General features: G+C 40.2%; 17 protein-coding genes. 12 read left to right on the top strand and 5 right to left on the bottom strand.

Features of this window, described 5'->3' with window-relative positions:
- Positions 1-32: 32 nt before the first annotated feature.
- Positions 33-491: a DUF494 domain-containing protein gene (locus tag IPK86_00545; GenBank protein QQS16738.1), complete on the bottom strand. Its 459-nt coding sequence runs from the start codon at positions 489-491 to the stop codon at positions 33-35.
- Positions 492-801: 310 nt separating this feature from the next.
- Here IPK86_00545 and def point away from each other — a divergent pair, with 310 nt between their 5' ends.
- From def to pdxJ, 11 genes are all read left to right on the top strand, one after another.
- Positions 802-1305 (top strand): peptide deformylase, encoded by a 504-nt coding sequence (gene def / locus IPK86_00540; protein QQS16737.1) that lies wholly within the window; start codon positions 802-804, stop codon positions 1303-1305.
- Between the two features lie 22 nt (positions 1306-1327).
- A complete protein-coding gene (locus IPK86_00535) occupies positions 1328-2251 on the top strand; it encodes a methionyl-tRNA formyltransferase (protein ID QQS16736.1) in 924 nt (307 codons plus the stop codon).
- A 71-nt stretch (positions 2252-2322) separates the two neighbouring features.
- A complete protein-coding gene (htpX, locus tag IPK86_00530) occupies positions 2323-3180 on the top strand; it encodes a zinc metalloprotease HtpX (GenBank protein QQS16735.1) in 858 nt (285 codons plus the stop codon).
- Between the two features lie 20 nt (positions 3181-3200).
- Entirely contained in the window at positions 3201-4307 is a 1107-nt protein-coding gene (locus tag IPK86_00525; protein ID QQS16734.1) for a glutamate 5-kinase, read from the top strand.
- 1 nt (position 4308) lies between these two features.
- Entirely contained in the window at positions 4309-5094 is a 786-nt protein-coding gene (gene rsmA / locus IPK86_00520; protein ID QQS16733.1) for a 16S rRNA (adenine(1518)-N(6)/adenine(1519)-N(6))-dimethyltransferase RsmA, read from the top strand.
- Between the two features lie 249 nt (positions 5095-5343).
- Positions 5344-7137 carry an elongation factor 4 gene (gene lepA / locus IPK86_00515; protein QQS16732.1) on the top strand — a complete coding sequence of 598 codons (1794 nt, stop codon included), beginning with the start codon at positions 5344-5346 and terminating at the stop codon, positions 7135-7137.
- A 2-nt stretch (positions 7138-7139) separates the two neighbouring features.
- Positions 7140-8114 carry a signal peptidase I gene (gene lepB / locus IPK86_00510; protein ID QQS17008.1) on the top strand — a complete coding sequence of 325 codons (975 nt, stop codon included), beginning with the start codon at positions 7140-7142 and terminating at the stop codon, positions 8112-8114.
- A gap of 19 nt (positions 8115-8133) precedes the next feature.
- Complete coding sequence (rnc, locus tag IPK86_00505; protein ID QQS17007.1) at positions 8134-8829, top strand: ribonuclease III; 696 nt, start codon at positions 8134-8136, stop codon at positions 8827-8829.
- Positions 8830-8844: 15 nt separating this feature from the next.
- Positions 8845-9705 carry a GTPase Era gene (gene era / locus IPK86_00500; GenBank protein QQS16731.1) on the top strand — a complete coding sequence of 287 codons (861 nt, stop codon included), beginning with the start codon at positions 8845-8847 and terminating at the stop codon, positions 9703-9705.
- Complete coding sequence (gene recO / locus IPK86_00495; GenBank protein QQS16730.1) at positions 9692-10450, top strand: DNA repair protein RecO; 759 nt, start codon at positions 9692-9694, stop codon at positions 10448-10450. The genes era and recO overlap by 14 nt, the downstream gene beginning before the upstream one ends.
- Positions 10451-10481: 31 nt before the next feature.
- Complete coding sequence (gene pdxJ / locus IPK86_00490; protein QQS16729.1) at positions 10482-11213, top strand: pyridoxine 5'-phosphate synthase; 732 nt, start codon at positions 10482-10484, stop codon at positions 11211-11213.
- Between the two features lie 12 nt (positions 11214-11225).
- Here the strand turns inward: pdxJ and IPK86_00485 are convergent, their stop codons facing one another.
- Genes IPK86_00485 through earP form a run of 3 tightly spaced genes read right to left on the bottom strand, consistent with a single transcriptional unit; the run spans position 11226 to position 16873 of the window.
- A complete protein-coding gene (locus tag IPK86_00485) occupies positions 11226-15089 on the bottom strand; it encodes an FAD/FMN-binding oxidoreductase (protein ID QQS16728.1) in 3864 nt (1287 codons plus the stop codon).
- Entirely contained in the window at positions 15089-15652 is a 564-nt protein-coding gene (gene efp / locus IPK86_00480) for an elongation factor P (protein QQS16727.1), read from the bottom strand. Before efp ends, IPK86_00485 begins: the two co-directional genes overlap by 1 nt.
- 57 nt (positions 15653-15709) lie before the next feature.
- The gene (earP, locus tag IPK86_00475; GenBank protein ID QQS16726.1) at positions 15710-16873 is read right to left on the bottom strand and encodes an elongation factor P maturation arginine rhamnosyltransferase EarP; all 1164 of its coding nucleotides are present in this window, start codon (positions 16871-16873) and stop codon (positions 15710-15712) included.
- A 225-nt stretch (positions 16874-17098) separates the two neighbouring features.
- Between earP and IPK86_00470 the strand changes: the two genes are divergently transcribed.
- Positions 17099-19957 carry an adenosylcobalamin-dependent ribonucleoside-diphosphate reductase gene (locus tag IPK86_00470; GenBank protein QQS16725.1) on the top strand — a complete coding sequence of 953 codons (2859 nt, stop codon included), beginning with the start codon at positions 17099-17101 and terminating at the stop codon, positions 19955-19957.
- On the opposite strand, the gene mtgA is transcribed toward IPK86_00470, so the two are convergent.
- Positions 19954-20664, bottom strand: coding sequence for a monofunctional biosynthetic peptidoglycan transglycosylase (gene mtgA / locus IPK86_00465; protein QQS16724.1), 711 nt, complete (start codon positions 20662-20664; stop codon positions 19954-19956). The two genes, IPK86_00470 and mtgA, sit on opposite strands and share 4 nt — an antisense overlap.
- Positions 20665-20752: the final 88 nt, after the last annotated feature.

The raw sequence follows: 20752 nt of genomic DNA, 5'->3' as shown, positions 1-20752 counted from the left end.
TAAAACATTCATGCAATATGTGCTACATAAACTTATTGCAGGGTTTGTTCAATAGGAATGGCTGACAATAAATTTTCTCTCACCAATGCAGGCAATGCTTGCTTGTGAGGCCACAAAACCATCAACCCAATAAGTTTGGCGCTGTGGAGGGTAATATCTTGATCTGGTAAACTGAGCAATTGGTTGATAATCGTTTCACGTTGCAAGGCGGTAATACCACCCTCTCTTTCCAAAAATTGAATAAAACCTCGGATCGAGACAGACATTTTTTTGCATTCAATGGTTGAATACACCCTGATGCTGCGACTTTTGCTAATAGCATCGGTTTCTAAAGGCTGAGCAACTTTCAGTGGCTCCAACCAGCTTAGGGCCTCTTCAATTTCATTTTCAGAGAAACCAGCCATCACCAAGCAACGCTTCAAATCTATTTGCTCTGGAAAATATTCAAAATGCTTAAAAAAACCAGCTAAAAAGGCCAAAACGCCTAACATATGCACCCAATCCCATTTTCAAATAGCACGACATTCTACCAACCTTCATTGCTATCTTAACAATTCTTGCTTAAAAAAATTTTCAGTCTGCCAAAAATAGAGCGTTTTTAAATTAGCCACCAACACCTAGATAGCTCCATAGCTCCAAGCACTCAACGTATCTTTTGCGTTTCCTTCTAATTTTGCGGTTTATTTTTGAAGATGCCCAGCAATTCTTGGAAATTTTAGGGGCTAATCACTGTGGAGTTACGCTACAATATACCTGATATATACCTTTGTAGAAATATCAAGATACGTTTGTTAATAAAATATGGCACTATTAAGTATTCTGCATTATCCAGATGAGCGATTACACCAAATTGCTCAACCTGTTAAGGCGCTTGACCAGCAAACCAAGCAATATATTTCGGATATGATTGAAACCATGTATGCCGCAGGAGGCATTGGTCTTGCCGCAACACAAGTGAATATCCAACAGCGCATCTTTGTAATGGATACTAGTGAAGAAAAAAATCAAGTTATGGTATTTGTGAACCCAGAAATAACCAATCGCGACGGTCAAATATCTTGCGAAGAAGGCTGTTTATCCATACCCGGCTTTCTGGGGACAGTTAACCGCTCAAAAAACATCGCTATTAAAGCAATCAACCAACAGGGCAACACATTCTCTTTTCAAGCAACAGGGCTATCAGCAATTTGCATACAGCATGAAATTGATCATTTAAATGGCAAGCTGTTTGTAGAGTATCTCTCTTTACTCAAACAACAAAGAATTCGTCAAAAACTAAAAAAGCTACATGAAAGTAATATGTAGCCTATCTTAAAAGTCCTAAAAGATGAGATTGATTTTCGCGGGCACGCCTGATTTTGCGGTGGCAGCATTATTAGCCTTAATAGAAGCTGGGCATAATATTGCGTTAGTATTAACACGACCGGATAAACCTGCTGGACGTAAAATGCTTATGCGAAGCAGCAAAATTAAAGATGTTGCTCTTCATTACCGCCTCAATATTGCACAACCTAACAACCTTAAACATATTGAAGCTCAATCGCTCATTGGCTCGGTGGGTGCTGACTTGATGATTGTAGCTGCCTACGGTTTACTGCTACCACAAAGCATTTTGGTGCTGCCAAAATATGGCTGTCTTAACATTCATGCTTCATTGTTACCAAGATGGCGAGGAGCAGCGCCAATTCAGCGGGCTATTGAAGCAGGCGATAAAGAAACAGGAGTTACAATAACACAAATGGATGCAGGATTAGATACAGGTCCTATCCTCTCTTGGCAACCCATGCCCATTTTACCTAATGATAATGCAGCAATGTTATCCGATAAACTAGCAAAATTGGGTGCCGAACTCCTAACTAAGACACTCGATGCCTTACATCAAATAACACCTACTAATCAATCTGAAACGGGCGTTTGTTATGCTGAAAAAATTCAAAAGGCTGAAGGCCATATTTGTTGGACAGATGATGCATTAACTATCGTGCGTAAAATCCATGCCTTTAATCCATCGCCTGGCGCTTTTACTTATCTTCATCATCGCCTTGTTAAGCTTTGGGGTGCTGAATTGATCAATGATTTTAAGGGCAAGCCCGGGGAAATTATTGACCGAACAAAGACAGGTATTATCGTTGCAGCAGGATCAAAAGCTGTCAGGCTTACCGCTTTGCAGTTTGCCAATAGCAAGCGGCTACCTGCCGAGGCATTAATTAATAACAATTTTTTGCAATGTGGTGAGCAGTTCGGTGCTTGATTTTTTGGTATCCGCTACGACCCATTACTTGCCTTAGACTGATTGTTTTTGTGCTTTTTAAAGAGGAAAACATGAACATCAACAACATTAAAACCATACTACTCATGGCATCCATTGTTATGCTGTTTGGCTTGATAGGACAATGGGTCGGTGGCCAAAAAGGCATGCTACTAGCACTTGGTTTTGGCGGTTTTGTTAATTTATTAGCTTGGTGGAATTCTGACAAAATGGTTTTGCGTTTATATAGCGCAAAAGAAATTACTAGTGATATAGCAGAATCGACACTTTATACGCTTGTAAAAGAATTAGCAGTGCAAGCTAAAATACCTATGCCTCGTGTTTATATTATTGAAGAGGCTCAACCTAATGCTTTTGCAACAGGGCGTAGCCCAAACCACGCTTCCGTTGCGGCCACTACGGGTTTATTAAGCCTGTTAAACAAGCATGAGCTGCGTGGCGTCATGGCACATGAACTTGCTCATATCATACATCGTGATACGTTGATTGCGACAGTCTGCGCAACACTAGCTGGTGCCATTTCTATGCTAGCTCATTTTGCTATATTTTTTGGCGGCAATAAAGATGAAGAAGGTCGACACAGCAATCCATTACTCGGTCTACTCATTGCAATTTTGGCTCCTATTGCAGCAGCACTCATTCAGATGGCCATCTCCCGTTCCCGTGAATTCGACGCAGATCGCGAAGGAGCAAAAATAAGTAATGATCCACTTTCTCTAGCCAATGCGCTAACTAAAATTGAATCTTATGCAAATAAAATTACGCTGCCGTCTGCTATAGCACATCCTGAGACAGCTCAGATGATGATTATTAATCCCTTGTCTGGGGTAAACGGCGTTGTTAACTTATTTCGCACACATCCATTAACTGTCGATCGGGTAGCACGTCTACAAAAAATAGCTTCTGTCTGATTTCAAAAAAAATAATTTATATGTCATCCATTTCTAAAATCATCGTTAAAATCGGCTCTAGCCTCATTACCAAAGAAGGGTTGGGGCTGGATTTTGATGCACTGGAATCTTGGATAAGACAAATTGCTCAAATCAAAAACCAAAATAAAGAAGTTATTTTGGTTAGCAGTGGCGCTATTGCTTCTGGTTGCAAAACTTTGGGGTGGGTAACAAAGCCCAAAGGAATCCATGAACTGCAAGCAGCTGCGGCCGTAGGACAAATGGAACTTATTCATGCTTATGAAATTTTATTTCGTTCGCACAGTCTTCATACAGCCCAAATATTACTAACACATGATGATTTAGTGGATAGAACACGGTACTTGAACGCACGCTCCACACTAAAAACTCTTTTGTCCCACCAAGTTGTTCCCATTATTAATGAAAACGATACAGTGGCTACCAATGAAATTCGTTTGGGTGACAATGATACATTAGGTGCGCTAGTAACTAATCTAGTTGATGCTGATTTATTAATTATTCTGACAGACCAAATCGGCTTATTTACAGGTGACCCGCGTCACGAAAAAGATGCCGCTTTAATTAAAGAAGCAAAAGCCAATGATGTCTTTCTGACCAAGGCGGCAAGTAGGGTTGGTGGAAAATTTGGCATAGGCGGTATGTATACAAAGGTTATGGCGGCAAGACGTGCTGCTTTAAGTGGCGCAAATACCATTATTGCGTGTGGCTACGAAAAAGATATACTAATTCGCCTTATTAATGGAGAATCTGTTGGTACAAAATTATTGGCTGATACAAATAAAATAGCGGCACGTAAACGCTGGTTGGCCGATCAATTAGTGCCTGCTGGGCAATTGGTGCTTGATGTAGGTGCAGTTAAAGCAATTTGTGTAGACAAAAAAAGTCTTTTGCCTGTTGGTATTCTTTCGGTACAAGGCAATTTTGTTCGTGGCGATCTAGTTGCCTGCATTAACGAAAATAAAAAAGAGGTGGCAAGAGGTTTAATCAACTATAGTGCCAGCGAAGCAAAAATTATGGTAGGGTGTTCTACTGAACTAATAGGAAATAGCGGTGTACACCTAATAGAACCCGAAATGATTCATCGAGATAATATGATTATTTTATAATATGACTTTATTCCATGTTCCAAGGAAGCGTTTTGGGCAAAATTTCTTAAAGGATGAAACAATTATCCACCAAATCGTTAATGCCATTAACCTTAAGCGACAGGACAACGTTATTGAAATTGGTCCAGGCTTAGGAATTATTACTACACACCTTGTTAAAGTATTAGAGCATCTTTATGCTATCGAAATTGATCGGGACATTGCCTCAAGATTACTCCAACAGTTTTCTACACAACAACTAACTCTCTATTGCCAAGACGTCCTCAAATTTAATTTTTCAAGTATCTTTGGATTAAAAAAAATCGTTGGTAATCTACCTTATAACATCTCAACACCTTTACTATTTTACTTAGCCAATTTTATTAATCAAATTGATGTAATGTACTTTATGCTACAAAAGGAGGTAGCAGAGCGATTACTGTCCACGCCTTCTTCATCAAGTTATGGTCGTTTAACTGTACTCATGCAATATGATTTTTCCATCAACCATCTATTTGATGTACCAGCAGATGCTTTTTGGCCCAAACCAGCTGTTTCATCTTCTTTTATCTGCCTGAAACCATCTATCGGCAAATATGGCACTGTCCAAGATAAAATCTTATTTAAAAAACTGGTATCTTTAGCTTTTAGCCAGCGTAGAAAAACCCTTCACAATGCCCTTAAAACATTAACTTCATCAAAACTTCTTGAAAAAAGTAACGTTGATCCGGATTGTCGCGCCGAAAACTTAAGTGTTTTTGATTTTGTAAGACTTACAAATGAACTCCACCAAAGTTATCCACATTAAACTACTCAAAACACAAGCAAAAGCCATGTAAAAATTACCAAAAATAATATCTACTTAAACTATCCACAATCTATCCCAACTATATACAAAAATAATTCTTAATATAGTTAACAACATGAAACCTAATTTTTACCATCTATATAAACTTTATCCACCAAAAATACATTAATTTAATTATAGTTTTTATAAACTAAATCTTAATAAGATATTAATTGCAGTCTCCAAACTCTATTTTTGTAATTATATAAAATGAAACACATTCGAAATTTCTCAATCATTGCACATATTGACCATGGCAAATCGACTTTAGCCGATCAATTTATTAAATATTGTGGTGCCATAGATAAAAGAGAAAAAGGTACACAAATACTTGATTCAATGGATATTGAAAAAGAGAGAGGTATTACAATTAAAGCGCAAACTGCTGCTCTTTCTTACCAAGCAAAAAACGGTGAAACATACCTATTAAATCTTATTGATACGCCAGGCCATGTTGATTTTAGCTATGAAGTTAATCGTTCTTTATCCGCTTCTGAAGGTGCATTGCTTGTAGTAGACGCCTCTCAAGGCGTTGAGGCACAGACAGTTGCAAATTGCTATACAGCCATTGAGTTAGGTGTAGAAGTATTACCAATTATTAATAAAATTGATCTACCTGCTGCACGACCGGAAATAGTATCTCAAGAAATTGAAAATATTATTGGTATTGAAGCAGTACATGCGTTAAAAGTTTCTGCAAAGTTAGGGCATGGGATAGAAGATGCTCTGGAGACCATTGTTAATAAAATACCTTGCCCTAAAGGAGATATTAATGCGCCACTTAGAGCGCTTGTCATTGATTCTTGGTTTGATAACTATGTAGGCGTTGTAATCCTTGTTCGTATTTTTGATGGAATGATTAAACAAAAGGATAAAATACAGTTCATGTTAACTAAACATGAATATATTTGTGAAAAAATAGGAATTTTTACTCCAAGGTCACTGGTTAGATCAATGCTATCAGCAGGAGAAGTTGGTTTTGTTGTAGCGGGTATTAGAAAACTTCAGTCTGTTAAAGTTGGTGACACAATGACACTTTCTGATAACCCAGCAAAATATCCACTACCTAGTTTTAAGGAAGTACAATCGCAAGTATTTGCTGGGCTTTATCCAGTAGAAAGTCACGATTATGAAATGTTGCGAGATGCACTAGAAAAATTACAGTTAAATGATTCATCATTAAAATCTGAACCAGAAAGTTCTCAAGCACTTGGTTTTGGTTTTCGGTGTGGATTCCTTGGGTTGTTGCATTTAGAGATAGTACAGGAAAGATTAGAAAGGGAATTTAATGTAAAACTGATTACAACAGCACCAACAGTTGTTTATGAGGTTTTACTAAAAGATGGTACAGTAGTTAAGATTGAAAATCCCTCCAAATTACCTGATATAGCGACTATACAAGAGATTAGAGAACCAATTATTAGTGCAACGGTTATTGTGCCCAATGATTTTGTTGGATCCATTATGATGTTATGTAATCAGAAGCGTGGGGTGCAAAAAAATATTCATTATGTTGGACACCAAGTTGTATTAAACTACGATATGCCAATGAATGAAGTAGTAATGGATTTCTTAGATCAGTTAAAATCAGCGAGTCGCGGTTATGCTTCCCTTGATTTTCACTTTAAAATGTTCCAAGTGGCTGATCTTGTTAGATTGGATATTTTAGTGAATAAAGATCGTGTAGATGCTTTATCCTCTATTATTCATCGGCAAAGCGCCCAGCTACGCGGAAGAAAACTTGTTGCTAAAATGCGTGAATTAATCCCGCGCCAAATGTTTGATGTTGCAATACAAGCAGCTATTGGTAGCCATATTTTGGCCAGAGAAACTATTAAAGCTTTGCGTAAAAATGTGATCGCCAAATGCTATGGTGGAGATATTACGCGTAAACGCAAGTTATTAGAAAAACAAAAGGCTGGAAAAAAAAGAATGAAGCAGGTAGGTAATGTTGAGATCCCTCAAGAAGCATTCCTTGCTGTTTTACAAGTAGGTGATAAATGACTATGTTTTCTCAATGGGCTTGGCTATTTTTAGTAGGCATGCATATTGGTATTTTACTTATTATTTTTGGTAATAAGCGAGGAGAAAAAGGGTTAGCCACTGTGCAGTGGGGGTATTTACTATTTTTAGCAGGTGGCTTTGGTTATTTATCAACCTTAACCAACTTCACAATCGGTATGTTCTGCCTAGTTTTGGTAACAGGGATATGTTGGATAATAAGAACTTTTATTTTAAAAACTCCCTCAACCAAAAAACACCCAATCATTAGGCATTTTGTACATTATAGTGGTGACTTTTTTTATATTTTATTGACTGTTTTTGTGTTACGGGCATTTCTTTTTGAGCCTTTTCAAATCCCCTCTTCTTCCATGCGCCCTGGTTTAGTACCTGGAGATTTTATACTCGTTAACAAATTTACCTATGGTATACGTTTACCTATTCTCAATTATGTAGTTTTGTCGTTTGATAGTATAAAAAGAGGGGATGTGGTTGTATTTAATGCGCCCGTTGATAATAGAAAGGTTGATTTTATCAAGCGTATTGTTGGATTGCCGGGCGATACTATTACCTATAAAAATAAAACACTTTTCATTAATGATAAACCAACCCATAAGGTTTTAAAGGGTAATTACATTTATCCAACAGACGATGAAAACACGCTGCATTATAATCAACAATTTACTGAGCAAATTGACCAAAAGCATTTTAAAACACTTAATGATCAAAAAATGCTTCCTGTCTACCTAGAGGGTGTGCAAAAACACCGTTTTGCAAAAAATTGTTATTATGACCTGAGCGGCGAATCATTCACTTGTAAGGTGCCGCCTAACCACTACTTCATGATGGGTGACAACAGGGATGCTAGCAACGATAGTCGCTATTGGGGTTTTGTGCCAGGTCACGCAATTGTCGGCAAGGCCTTTATGATTTGGTTGAATTTTAAAATGCCCAATCGAATCGGGACAACGATTCAATAATATTATGACAACCCCTAAAATGGCATCATTAACCAACCGGGTTTGCTTGGTTAATAGCCAACCACTTGAAGAAATATTGGATTATCATTTTGATGATCCATCTTTATTGAAGCAAGCGCTTACGCACTCCAGTTACGGCGCACCTAACAATGAAAGACTAGAATTTGTTGGAGACAGTATTCTTAACTATGTTATTGCGCGGATCCTCTATGAGCAATTTTCATCATTGACTGAGGGGGATTTGACCCTACTTCGTACAAAGTTGGTGAATCAATCTACCTTGTCTGATATTGCAAGAAGCATAGGGTTAGGCAACCATTTATTTTTGGGGGAAGGCGAGAAAAAAAGTGGAGGAGCTGATAGATCCTCTATCCTGGCTGATGGATTAGAAGCTTTATTTGCGGCCATTTGTTTTGATGGAGGTTTTGTTGAATCGGAAGTGGTGATTCAAAATCTGTTTTTAGATAGAGTCAATCAAATAGAATTTCCTTTGCAAACCAAGGATGCAAAAACAGTGCTGCAAGAAACATTACAATCACAGCGCTTGCCTTTGCCAAACTATACTATTGTTAATCAAGCCACCAAAGCAAATGGGTCTTGGTTTGATGTAACATGTACCATTGATAAGCTACTGCTTTGTGCAAAAGGAAGCGGATCAAGTAAAAAAAATGCCGAGCAGCAGGCAGCAGCAGCAATGTTAGCTAAATTTAAATAAAACAAAGTTAAGTGGATGTGTGCAGATACTGGTTTTCGTTGCGGTTTTGTTGCAATAGTAGGTCGTCCAAATGTGGGTAAATCTACACTGATGAATCACCTTATAGAAAATAAAGTTAGCATCACCTCAAGTAAACCGCAGACAACTCGCCATGTGATTCGTGGTATTTATACGGATTCCATTACACAATTTGTATTTGTAGATACGCCAGGATTTCAATCAACAAGCCATATGTCACTGAATCGGCATGCTACAGAAACACTAAAGGGTGTAGATTGCGCTTTGATGGTTGTGGAGGCCATGCATTTACTTGATGGAGATATGGCGGTAGTTAAACAATTACCCAAAACACTGCCTGTCATTTTAGTGATTAATAAGGTGGACAAAGTCAATAATAAAGCTAAATTAGCCGATTTTGCCGATTATTGCCAAATGCAATTTGCGTTTTGTGCACAACAAATAATCAGCGCAAAACATCACCAAGCGTTGGATGATTTAAAGTTTATCATAAGAGGACAGCTACCTATTTCGCCACCACTTTATGATGTACAAGCAATAACGGATAAAAGCGAACGCTTTTTGGTTGGTGAAATTGTGGTAGAGAAGCTATTTCGTTATTTTGGCAAAGAGATTCCCTATGTTGTTTCTGTCGAGGTTGAGCGGTTTGTGGAAGTGGATGCTTTGTGCCATATCTATATTGTTTTGCTGGTTAATAAAATAAGCCAAAAACGTATGTTGATTGGCAAAAATGGTGAAAAATTAAAAAAAGTTGCGGTGACAGCACGCAAAGATATGGAAAAGCTGCTTATTGGTCGTCGTGTTTTGCTAAAAATGTGGGTTAAACTAAATTCTGGTGACAATCATGCCAAACATTGATGCGTTGGCACAGAAACCAAAAGATCGGCTCAACCGCGTGGACCATCAAATGGCTTATGTATTAATGAGCCAGCCCTGGAAAGAAAGTAGCTTAATTATTGAGGTGCTAACACCATATTATGGTCGTTTTTCGCTGATAGCAAGGAGTGCAAGGCGACCCAAATCGGCGCTAAGGGGAGTGTTGATGCCTTTTGCGCCACTTGATATTTCCTGGTTTGGTAAAAATGATTTACGAACGTTACATGGCGCAGAATGGTGTCATGGCATTGTGCAACTTACGGATATTTTTCTTTGGTCTGGTTTTTATGTCAACGAACTAGTTTTGCGTTTAACTGCACGAGATGATCCATTGCCTGAGTTTTTTGATATTTATGATAAGACAATCCGTGCTCTAGCATCTCGATCCGAGCTCTCAATAATTTTGAGACATTTTGAATTATCGCTACTCCAATGGTTTGGCTATTCGTTAACGCTTGATCAAGATAGCAACGGCGAACCTGTGGTACCTGAACGCTTTTATCTATGCAACCCTAAATCACTTCCTAAGGTTGTACATTCTTTTTCGCCACAAGATTTAGTGTCTGATGGATCCGTATTATTAGCAATATCAAAACGTGATTTTTCTGCTGACAAAACCAGCCGTTTTGCCAAACGACTGACCAAAAAATGGATTGAAGCTTTGTTGCCACACGGTAAATTGTTGGTACGCGGCATACTGAGTGATGTGGGGATGCTAGGCGATTAATCAATTTGATAAAGGCAGAAGGAATATAAAAATGATTCAATTGGGTGTTAATATTGATCATGTGGCTACCTTACGACAAAGTCGCCATACTACCTATCCTAGCCCTGTTGAAGCAGCTTTAATTGCAGAAACGGCAGGAGCAGATTTCATTACATTACATTTACGAGAGGATCGTCGCCATATACAGGATATGGATGTAATCATCATGCGCCAAGCCATCAAAACTCGTATGAACTTAGAGATGGCAATGACGGAAGAAATGCTGCAGCACGCCTTATCTATTAAACCTGATAATGTCTGTTTGGTTCCCGAGAAACGAGAGGAGTTAACGACTGAAGGCGGGCTAGACGTAGTGCGCTATTTTTCAGATGTTGAGTATTTTGTGAAACAGTTAAAGCAAGCCGCTATTCGCGTTTCATTATTTATTGATGCGGCCAAAGAACAGATTGATGCAGCACATCAAGTTGGAGCACAAATGGTTGAGTTACATACGGGTCATTATGCCAATGCCAACGATTTGGAAGAGGCTCAGGTAGCTATGGAAAAAATTACCAGCATGGCAAGTTATGCGGCGAATCAAGGCATTTATGTTGCTGCGGGGCATGGATTGTCTTACCACAATGTTCAGCCGATCACGATGATTCATGAGATATCAGAATTGAACATTGGGCATGCTATTATCAGTCAAGCGCTAGTAGTTGGGATGGCTGCTGCGGTAAAAGCAATGAAGGCATTAATATGGGAGGGATATCTTGCGCGTTAATGAAAAAATTGGTTACAACAGTATATGCTCAATAGCGCCGTTTTTTACTGCCTTAAGATAGTTTTGTTGCCAATGCTTTCCAAGTATATGATTGGCCAATTCCACCACGACATAGTCAGCACTTAATCCGTTATATTCACCAAACCTTTCTAATCCCTGAAGGCAAGCTGGGCAGGAAGTCAGTATTTTTTTAGGTTTATCAGCAAGGTGAGCGTCAAGATTCTTAGCGATTTCTTCTTGTTTTCTAAACCTTACCTGCGTTGCAATGTCCGGTCTACTAATTGCTAGCGTTCCTGCTTCACCACAGCAACGATTAGACAGGATAACTTGTGCATTAAGTAGTTTTTGTACCACTTTGATGGGGCGGTGTATCTTCATGGGTGTGTGGCAAGGGTCATGGTAAAGATAATTTGCTCTATTTTTTTTGGGCAGCACAATATTTTTTTCCATCAGATACTCATGAATATCAATCAACCGACAGTTTGGGAAAATATCTTCAAAGCGATAATCGGCGAGTTGGTCATAGCAGGTGCCGCAACTCACAATCACTGTTTTAATATCCAAATAATTCAGTGTATTGGCCATGCGATGAAACAGTACGCGATTTTTGGCAATGATTTGCTGGCCAATATCAGCAAATCCAGCGCTTGTTTGGGGGTAACCGCAGCACAGATATCCAGGCGGCAAAACAGTTTGAACGCCAGCGTGCCATAGCATGGCTTGTGTTGCTAATCCAACCTGAGAAAATAATCGTTCAGATCCACATCCGGCAAAATAAAACACTGCTTCGGCATGATCAGCACAATGTGGCGGACGAATAATCGGTACTACATTATCTTTTTCAAGATTGAGTAAGGCGCGTACCGTTTGTTTAGGCATGTTACTTGGTAAGGGTCTATTAATCAAATGAATAACTTGACCCTTTAAAGAAGGTTTACCATAAGTGCTTGGTGGGTGGCCGAGTTGTTGCTTGAGTAAGTCAAACCGTTTGGTGATATGATATAAAAACCGCTGTACTTTGTAGCCCAATGATACGATGCTAAACCGTAATAACTTGATGAATAATGGATTTTTTGTTGACAAAAGTAGCATACCAAGATAGGCAGTTAAATGAGACGATTTTTTCTTATTTTTACGCAGAAAATTACGTATCGCGATGGAGGTATCGCCAAAATCAATATTAGTTGGGCAAGGATTTAGACAAAGATGGCAAATGGTGCAGTGATCGGCAATATCAACAAGCTCCGAAAAATGGTATTGGCTAATGCCACGTTGCGTTTGCTCTTCATAAAGAAAGGCTTCGATGAGCAAGCTTGTTGCAATAATTTTATTGCGCGGACTGTAAAGCAAATTAGCTCTTGGAATATGCGTACTGCATACAGGTTTACATTTACCACAGCGCACACAGTTTTTGATGCTGGCCGAAATTTTTCCTAAATCAGATTGCTCTAAAATCAACGATTCGATATCTAATAGCGCAAAAGATGGTGTATAGGCACGCGCCAATCCACCTTGTTTGGAAAATTTGTATTGATTAAAGTGTTCGTTAGGATCCACTTTTTGTTTATACATTGCAAAAGCTTGTATTTTTTCTTGAGATAAAAAAGCCAATTTTGTAATGCCGATACCGTGCTCACCCGAGATAACACCATCCAAACGAATTGCTAAATCTATGATCTTTTCAACAACTTGCTGTGCAGTTTTCAGCATTTCATGATCATTGGAGTTCACAGGAATATTGGTATGGACATTGCCATCGCCGGCGTGCATATGTAATGCCACAAATAGGCGTGCGTGCAGCACGCGCTGCTGAATATCCAGTATTTCTTGCAGAATTGGCGCATCAGTTTTACCCGAAAACAGTATTTCTAGTTCTAGCAACAGTTCACGTTTCCAAGAAATCCGTAAATTGCTATCGCGTATCGCAAAAAAACAGGAAACATGTTGGTCAGCTGCACTGCCAATGATTTGATCGGCATAGCGTTTTTTATATGCTGATGCGGGTGTATCTAAGTTTTTTAATAACCATTGCCAGCGCTCCTGCGTTTTTTTAATATGCATAAGGGCGGTGTCACGGCGGTTACCGATTAATTCTAAGCTTGATATATTGGTATCACGCTTAGCCACACGCAAGTACCCCTTAAAGAATCGAGCCAGTTGTTCACAAAGCACGATTTTATTTTGCAACGATAACTCAATATTAATCCGTTCAATGCCATCAGAATATTCACCCAGCTTTGCAAGAGGAATAACCACGTCCTCATTAATCTTAAAGGCATTAGTGTGGTTAGCAATTGCTGCGGTGCGTGATCGATCCAACCAGAATTTTTTTTGTGCTTCGGCGGTTGTTGCAATAAAACCTTCCCCCATTCTTTTTTCAGCCAAACGCACAATATATTCAGCGGCCTGACTAAGCGCTTTTTCATCATCAGAAATTAAATCGGCAAGAAGAACCATTTTTGGTCTGCCCCTGCCCCTAGCTTTGGTTGCATATTCCACAGTGCGTACGTAACGCCAGTCCATATGCTCTAAACCAGCCAAATAAACAGAAGAAGTGTGCTCAAAATAAGCTTTAATTTCAACGATGGCTGGTGTGGCTTGTGCCGCGGCTCCAAAAAACTCAATACAGACGGTTTGTGTAAAGCGTCGCTTGTGATGCAATACAAAGCGTGCCGAGGTGATGATGCCATCAGTACCTTCTTTTTGGACACCAGGCAATCCATCTAAATATTTATCAGTAACGTCTTTTCCTAAGCCTATTTTGCGAAATCGGGAACCAGGAATAGTCAGTATTTTTTTTTCAATGACTTTTTTTTGAAGGTTACGCCTTACCAATCGAAAAGCGACTTCCTTAACATCATGAATTTTGCCAAAGTTATGGCCGATGCGTTCAATTTCCAGCCAGTTACCATCTGGATCAACCATTTCCCAAGATAACAAGTTGTCCAAAGCGGTTCCCCATAACACCGCTTTTTTCCCACCAGCATTAACAGCGATATTGCCACCAATGCAACTCGCATCAGCTGAGGTAGGATCTACTGCAAAAATAAGATTGGCATCTGTAGCTATTTCCTCAACACGCCTTGTTACAACACCAGCACCACAGGCAATGGTTGGTTGTTGGTCAATTAATCCAGCAATCGGTACATATTTTATTGGGTCTAATTGATCCAGCTTTTCGGTATTAATAACAGCACTTAATGGCGTAAGTGGTACAGCGCCCCCTGTATAACCAGTTCCCCCACCGCGCGGAATAATGGTTAGCCCTAGAGCGATGCATGCACGGACAAGATACGGAATTTCGTTTTTATGATCAGGGTATAGCACGACAAATGGATATTCAACACGCCAGTCTGTCGCATCGGTAACATGCGAACTTCTAGACAAGCCATCAAAGCGTATATTATCCGCTTGTGTGATGACGGATAGTTTTTTTCGGATCCTTAGTCGCAAAGTGTTTGTTTGTTCGAAAAGGGCTACTAGTTGATCTACTGCGCAGCTTGTAGCTGCCAGTACCAGCATAACTTTTTGGTTATCTTTGCTTAGTTTTTCGATTTGTGTTAGTCGATGGCGCATCGCCTGAACAAGCTTTAATCTTCTATTAACATCTGCTAGTAGATCATCAGTCAAGTAAGGGTTGCGCTCAATGACCCAAATTTCGCCAAGCACTTCAAACAACATGCGCACTGAACGCCCGGGCTGGTCGTGCCGTATTGATGCTAAGATTTGCCATGCTTCCTGACCCAAAAGACGCTTTATGACTTCGTCGTCTGATAAAGAAGTGTAATTAAAGGGAATTTCTCGGATAGGCGAAATATTGAATTTAAAGCTCTTTATTGTATTGTGTGTTGTAATATACGGTATTGGTTGATGCATTAGGCGCGTTTTCTAAATTCATGGGTTCTAGTATCAATTTCAATTTTATCGCCAATCTCAACAAAAGAGGCTACCTGTATTTCGTAGCCACTCCCCTTAAGGCGTGCTGTCTTCATAATTTTACCGGAGGTATCGCCACGAACTACAGGCTCAGTATATTCAACTTCGCGCACAATAGAGGCTGGCATTTCCAAAGAAATAGGCTTACCTTCATAGAAAGTTAACTGACAAGCATCTTCCATGCCTTCAAAGATATAGCGAATAGCATCCCCTAAATTTTCAGCATCAACTTCGTAAGAGTTGTACTCTTCATCCATGAACACATAGTATGGAGCAGAAAAATAAGAATAAATGCAGCTTTTTTTATCAAGAACCACAACATCAAATTTTTCGTCGGCACGATAGACCGATTCGGTGGTACTATTGGCCAACAAGTTCTTCATTTTTACCTTTACAACCGACGCATTGCGACCGGATTTCACAAACTCTGTTTTTTGTACCACCATGGGCTCGTTATTTACCAAAAAAACATTGCCAGTACGCAATTCTTGAGCGGTTTTCATGTACATTCCAAGTTTAATGACCAGCTAAAAGTCTAATGATGATATCAGGAAGATTAGTTATTTGAGTAATTTTTTATTTGCGTCTTGGACGAGCTTAGTAGCCAAATCGCTATGTTGAGCTTGCTGGTATGCCCACGATTTGGCGTGCTCCACTATCATTTTTTGGTTTTCAAAAAAAAGCGGCCAAAGTTTCGCTATATTTTGGTGTTGATTAAAGCGCTCTTGGATGGTTTGCCATAAGCTTGCCGTGTTTGTATCCCAATGTGCCGTATAATGAGCTATGAAAGCTTGTAGTTTTATAAGGTGCGCTGCACGGTGCTGCGGGTAGACATGCCAAATAAAGGGTTTAGCTGCCCAAAGGGCTGATACAAAACTATCTTCGCCACGCACAATATTGCAATCGCAACTCCAAAGTAGCCTAGTAAATATTGTTTGATCGACAAAAGGCAAAATTTTAAGGTTCAGTGAACCCAGCCGCAATAGCTGATTGCTTTTTAAAGGGACATCGAAAAGCGCCTCAACACTCTTTAGTGCGCTAGCTGTTGGCATCATAACGGTGATAGGCGCCTTACTTTTTGACCATACTTTAAATAAACTGATCAAAGCTGGATTGGGATAGCAAAACACGCAAACATGATAGGTAGCTGATGTATCGGCTGGCAAATTTAATAAATCGAACAGGGCTTGGCTATTTTTTACATCTTCTTGCCAACGATCGCGGCGTTCAAGTAATGCAACATCCCGAAGCAGGCCACCGCTTTTTTCAGAGAAACCCGGCACAAAGAAATGCTGTATCAGTGGGGCATTTTGTTTAAGAGAGGGCATGCCGTGGTAACGGTCTACCCAGGTTTCTGCAGAAAGATATTCTAAGTTATACCAAAGCGGGCAAGGTAAATGATGCTGCATAGCAACAAGATAATGATTAGGCAAAGTGCAGCCAAACATGCTGATGACAACATTGGCAATATAATCAACATTCTCTTGCCAATGGCACACTTCAATAGCTATGGAATGTTTACAGAGTACTACAGGTTCTTTAGGGCTTTTTATCTTGAAGGCTGTGCATAAATCTGCCAAAACTTCTGGCTTATCTATCCAAAATCTGACCCGCATATGGTGGGCTTGAGCTAATTGAGTTGCTAAACGCCAGCTAACACCAACATCACCATAGTTATCAATAACTTTGCAAAAGATGTCCCAACGAGTATGTACAATTGACATATTATTCAGCATATTACGATGTCAACGGATGGCAGGTGGGATTTTGCTCAGTATAATTTTTTGCGCAATTTCTGTCCGTAGCATCAATAAAGGTAATTATAAAAAGGAAAAAGCGTAGTTTTTGATCTTTAAAAACTGAAGGTATAATTTACCAGAATTAATTCAATATATGGTATTTCAAAGTATAATACTTCAATATATAGTGTATTTCTCGCAATAAAAGGAGTGTGCAAGGTGGCAAAGCTTGTGCTGTCAGAACAGGAAATTTCACGAGAAGTCTTGTTGGAAAAATATGCAAAAAATGGTGAAAAAAGCGTCGAAGACGTCAAACATCGCGTTGCGCGTGCTTTATCGGTTCAGGAAAACGATGCGCAGCATTTTGAAAAGCTATTTTTCCAAGCGCTGGATAAGGGTTTTATTCCTGGTGGTCGCATCAATTCAGCGGCAGGTACCAATTTGCGTGCTACGCTGATTAATTGCTTTGTGCAGCCTGTTGGAGATTCTGTTAGTGAATTATCTAAAGGTAGGGTGGGCATTTATGGTGCCTTGTTACAAGCGGCTGAAACGATGCGAAGGGGGGGTGGTGTAGGCTATAACTTTAGCTATATACGTCCTCATGGTGCACGCGTCAGCGGCACAGATAGTCGCGCATCAGGCCCTGTTAGTTACATGTCTGTCTTTGATCGAAGTTGTGAGACTGTCGAATCGGCTGGTGCTCGTCGTGGCGCACAAATGGGTGTATTAAATTGTGATCACCCTGATATTGAGCATTTTATCCACGCAAAAGATAAGGGGGATTTGCGCAATTTTAATATTTCAGTGGGTGTGACCGATGCTTTCATGCAAGCGGTCATTAGCGATCAATATTGGGAACTTGTCCATCCTGTTGAGCCTGATAAAAGCATGTTCATGGACAGCTATCAAAGGGCAGATGGCCAATGGGTATACCGCAAAATTCGTGCCAAAGCACTTTGGCAGCAAATTATGCAGTCAACCTATGATCATGCTGAGCCTGGCGTATTGTTTTTATCTACTATTAATCGAGACAATAACCTTGCTTATTGCGAAATCATCGAATCAACTAATCCTTGTGGCGAACAGCCTTTGCCGGACTATGGTTGCTGTGACTTAGGCTCTATTAATCTGACGTGCTTCGTCAAGAAGCCGTTTTCAAAGTCTAGCTTATTTGATTTTGCAGCCTTTCATACCGTGGTTCAAACTGCTGTTCGCATGTTGGACAATGTCTTAAACGTAACTGCTTGGCCCCTTAAAGAGCAAGAGCGCGAAGCGCATGCCAAACGCCGTATTGGTCTGGGTTTTACGGGGCTTGGTGACGTTTTAATTATGATGGGATTACGCTACGATCGCGCAGAAGGCCGTGCTTTTGCTAGCAAAATTGCCCAGGCTATGCGGGACAGTGCCTATCAAGCTTCGGTTGATTTAGCCATTGAGAAGGGGGCTTTCCCCCTATTTGATGCTGAAAAATATCTTGCCAAACCAAGTTTTGCGAGCCGATTGCCCAAAGCCATTCAAGATAGAATCAAAAAACATGGTATTCGCAATTCGCATCTTTTATCTATTGCTCCGACAGGTACTATTTCGTTAGCTTTTGCTGACAATGCTTCTAATGGTATTGAGCCACCTTTTTCTTGGTTTTACACCAGAAAAAAACGTATGGCAGATGGCAGCACAAGAGAGTATGTAGTTGAAGATTATGCTTATCGCTTATATCGCAGCATGGGTGGCGATATTGATCATTTGCCTTCGCCATTTATTTCGGCACTTTCTATGTCAGCTATTGACCATATGCTGATGGTTTCTGCTGTGGCACCGTTCATTGATACGGCCATTTCTAAAACGGTTAATGTGCCAGAAGACTATCCGTTTGATCAATTTGAGGCACTCTACCTCGAAGCATGGAAGGCTGGATTAAAGGGTATTACCACTTATCGACCTAATCGTATTTTAGGTTCAGTATTGTCTGTTGAGCCAGCCCAACAAAATCCGAGCGATTTATCAGGCATTGATGCAGATCCAGATCGTCGTATTGCTCTTAATACAGCACCAAGTCCTGCCCTAGCAAGTCTAAAGTGGCCTAATCGACCGAAGCTTAAAGAGGGAAACCAATCTTGGACATATATTGCAGGAAGAGAGGATGGTAGTGGCGAATTTGCTGTTGTTGTGGGGCATGTGGAAAATGGTGGATCCTATCCCTTTGAGTGTTGGGTAAATGATCATGATGAAGCGATTCGAGGATTAGGCGCCATTGCCAAAACACTTTCTATGGATATGCGATGCCATGACCGCGCTTGGTTATTGATGAAGCTTGATGCTTTATCTCGTACAGTTAGCGTGACCGATAATTACTATAAGCTGGAAATCGGCACTGAAATCATCTCAGCTTCCACTGCAGCTTCCGCGTTGGGTCAAATTGTTCGTTATCGCATTAAGCAGCTCGGTGCACTGGAAAAAACAGAAACAGCGACCAATCCGGTCATCGATGCTTTATTTGCTAAAAAAGAGCCAAAATCTGGTCCGAATGGCACGATGAGTTGGTCTGTGGATATCAATAATCCACAAACGGGCGATGACTTCGTATTATTCATCAAGGAATTAACCTTACCCAATGGTCAGCGCCGTCCATTTTCTGTTTGGATGGCAGGCAATTATCCCAGTGAATTGGATGGCTTATGCAAACTGATTTCACTGGATATGCGCGTTATTGATCCTGCTTGGATTGGCATGAAGCTTAGAAAGCTATTGAGTTACGCAGAGCCACAGGGCGATTTTTTCGCCCGTGTCCCCGGTAGTGAAAAATCGCAAAGCTGGCCGTCAACCATTGCTTACGCAGCAAGATTAATTACTCACCGATATGCCATGCTTGGTATTTTATCGGAGAAAGGTTATCCGATTGAGAGCATGGGTGTGATGGTTGAGCAGGGCGATTTATTTGAGGGTGTTACTATGATGCCTGTTAGGGCAGTGCTTGCTAAGCCTTGTCCAGAATGTGGCTTAAAAAGTCTTGTGAAACGCGATGGCTGTGAGTTTTGTACTGCCTGCGGTGCAGTGGGTGCTTGTGGTTAGCGGTTATAATGGTATGGGCGTAACGAGGGTACTTGCGTGCTGCGCATTCGTCGCATGACAGCATGTGTTTTATGCGTGAGTTTCCTAGTGTAGCGGTTGGCATCATAGAAGCACGGATTGCTGATCATGGCGGCAAGCTTGGCGGCTTGTGCGCGCGTCAGGTTCGTCGCGCTAACGTTAAAATAGTGTTTACTGGCCGCTTCCACGCCAAATATACCCTCTCCCCACTCAATTGTATTCAAATAGATTTCTAGAATCCGGTGTTTATGCATAGTGGTTTCTAGCATCATAGTGATAATAGCTTCTTCAATTTTTCGCCATAGCGTTTTCTTGTTGGAAAGAAAAAGATTTTTAGCAAGCTGTTGACTGATAGTTGACCCACCAGCAACCACTTTTTTATGCTGGATATTTTTTTTTATTGCCTTTTTCATGCCCGTCCAATCAAATCCATGATGCATCATAAATTTGGCATCTTCTGCTGCAATGACGGCATGTTTAAGATGAGAAGAAATACGTAGATAGGGAATCCAGCGTTGCTGAATAGGATGATGAACTGCTGATTGTTCATGGGCACGCATAAACGCTGTACTACTTGGATTGTGATAACGCCAATAAACAATATGACCGAATATCCATGTGTTATAGCAAAGCCATATGGCTAGCACAAAGGATAGCACTTGACTCATGATGCGCCAAAATTGCAACATAGTTATTTCTCAATCCATGACCTATGGCACCAACACGCAGGATTTAATAGTTCTATTATGGTTTACAATTACCAAGTGCGCTACACCT

This window comes from Neisseriales bacterium (assembly GCA_016699915.1).
Taxonomy (GTDB): Bacteria; Pseudomonadota; Gammaproteobacteria; order Burkholderiales; family Q3-R57-64; genus Q3-R57-64.
This window is presented reverse-complemented; position numbering and strand designations above follow the sequence as displayed.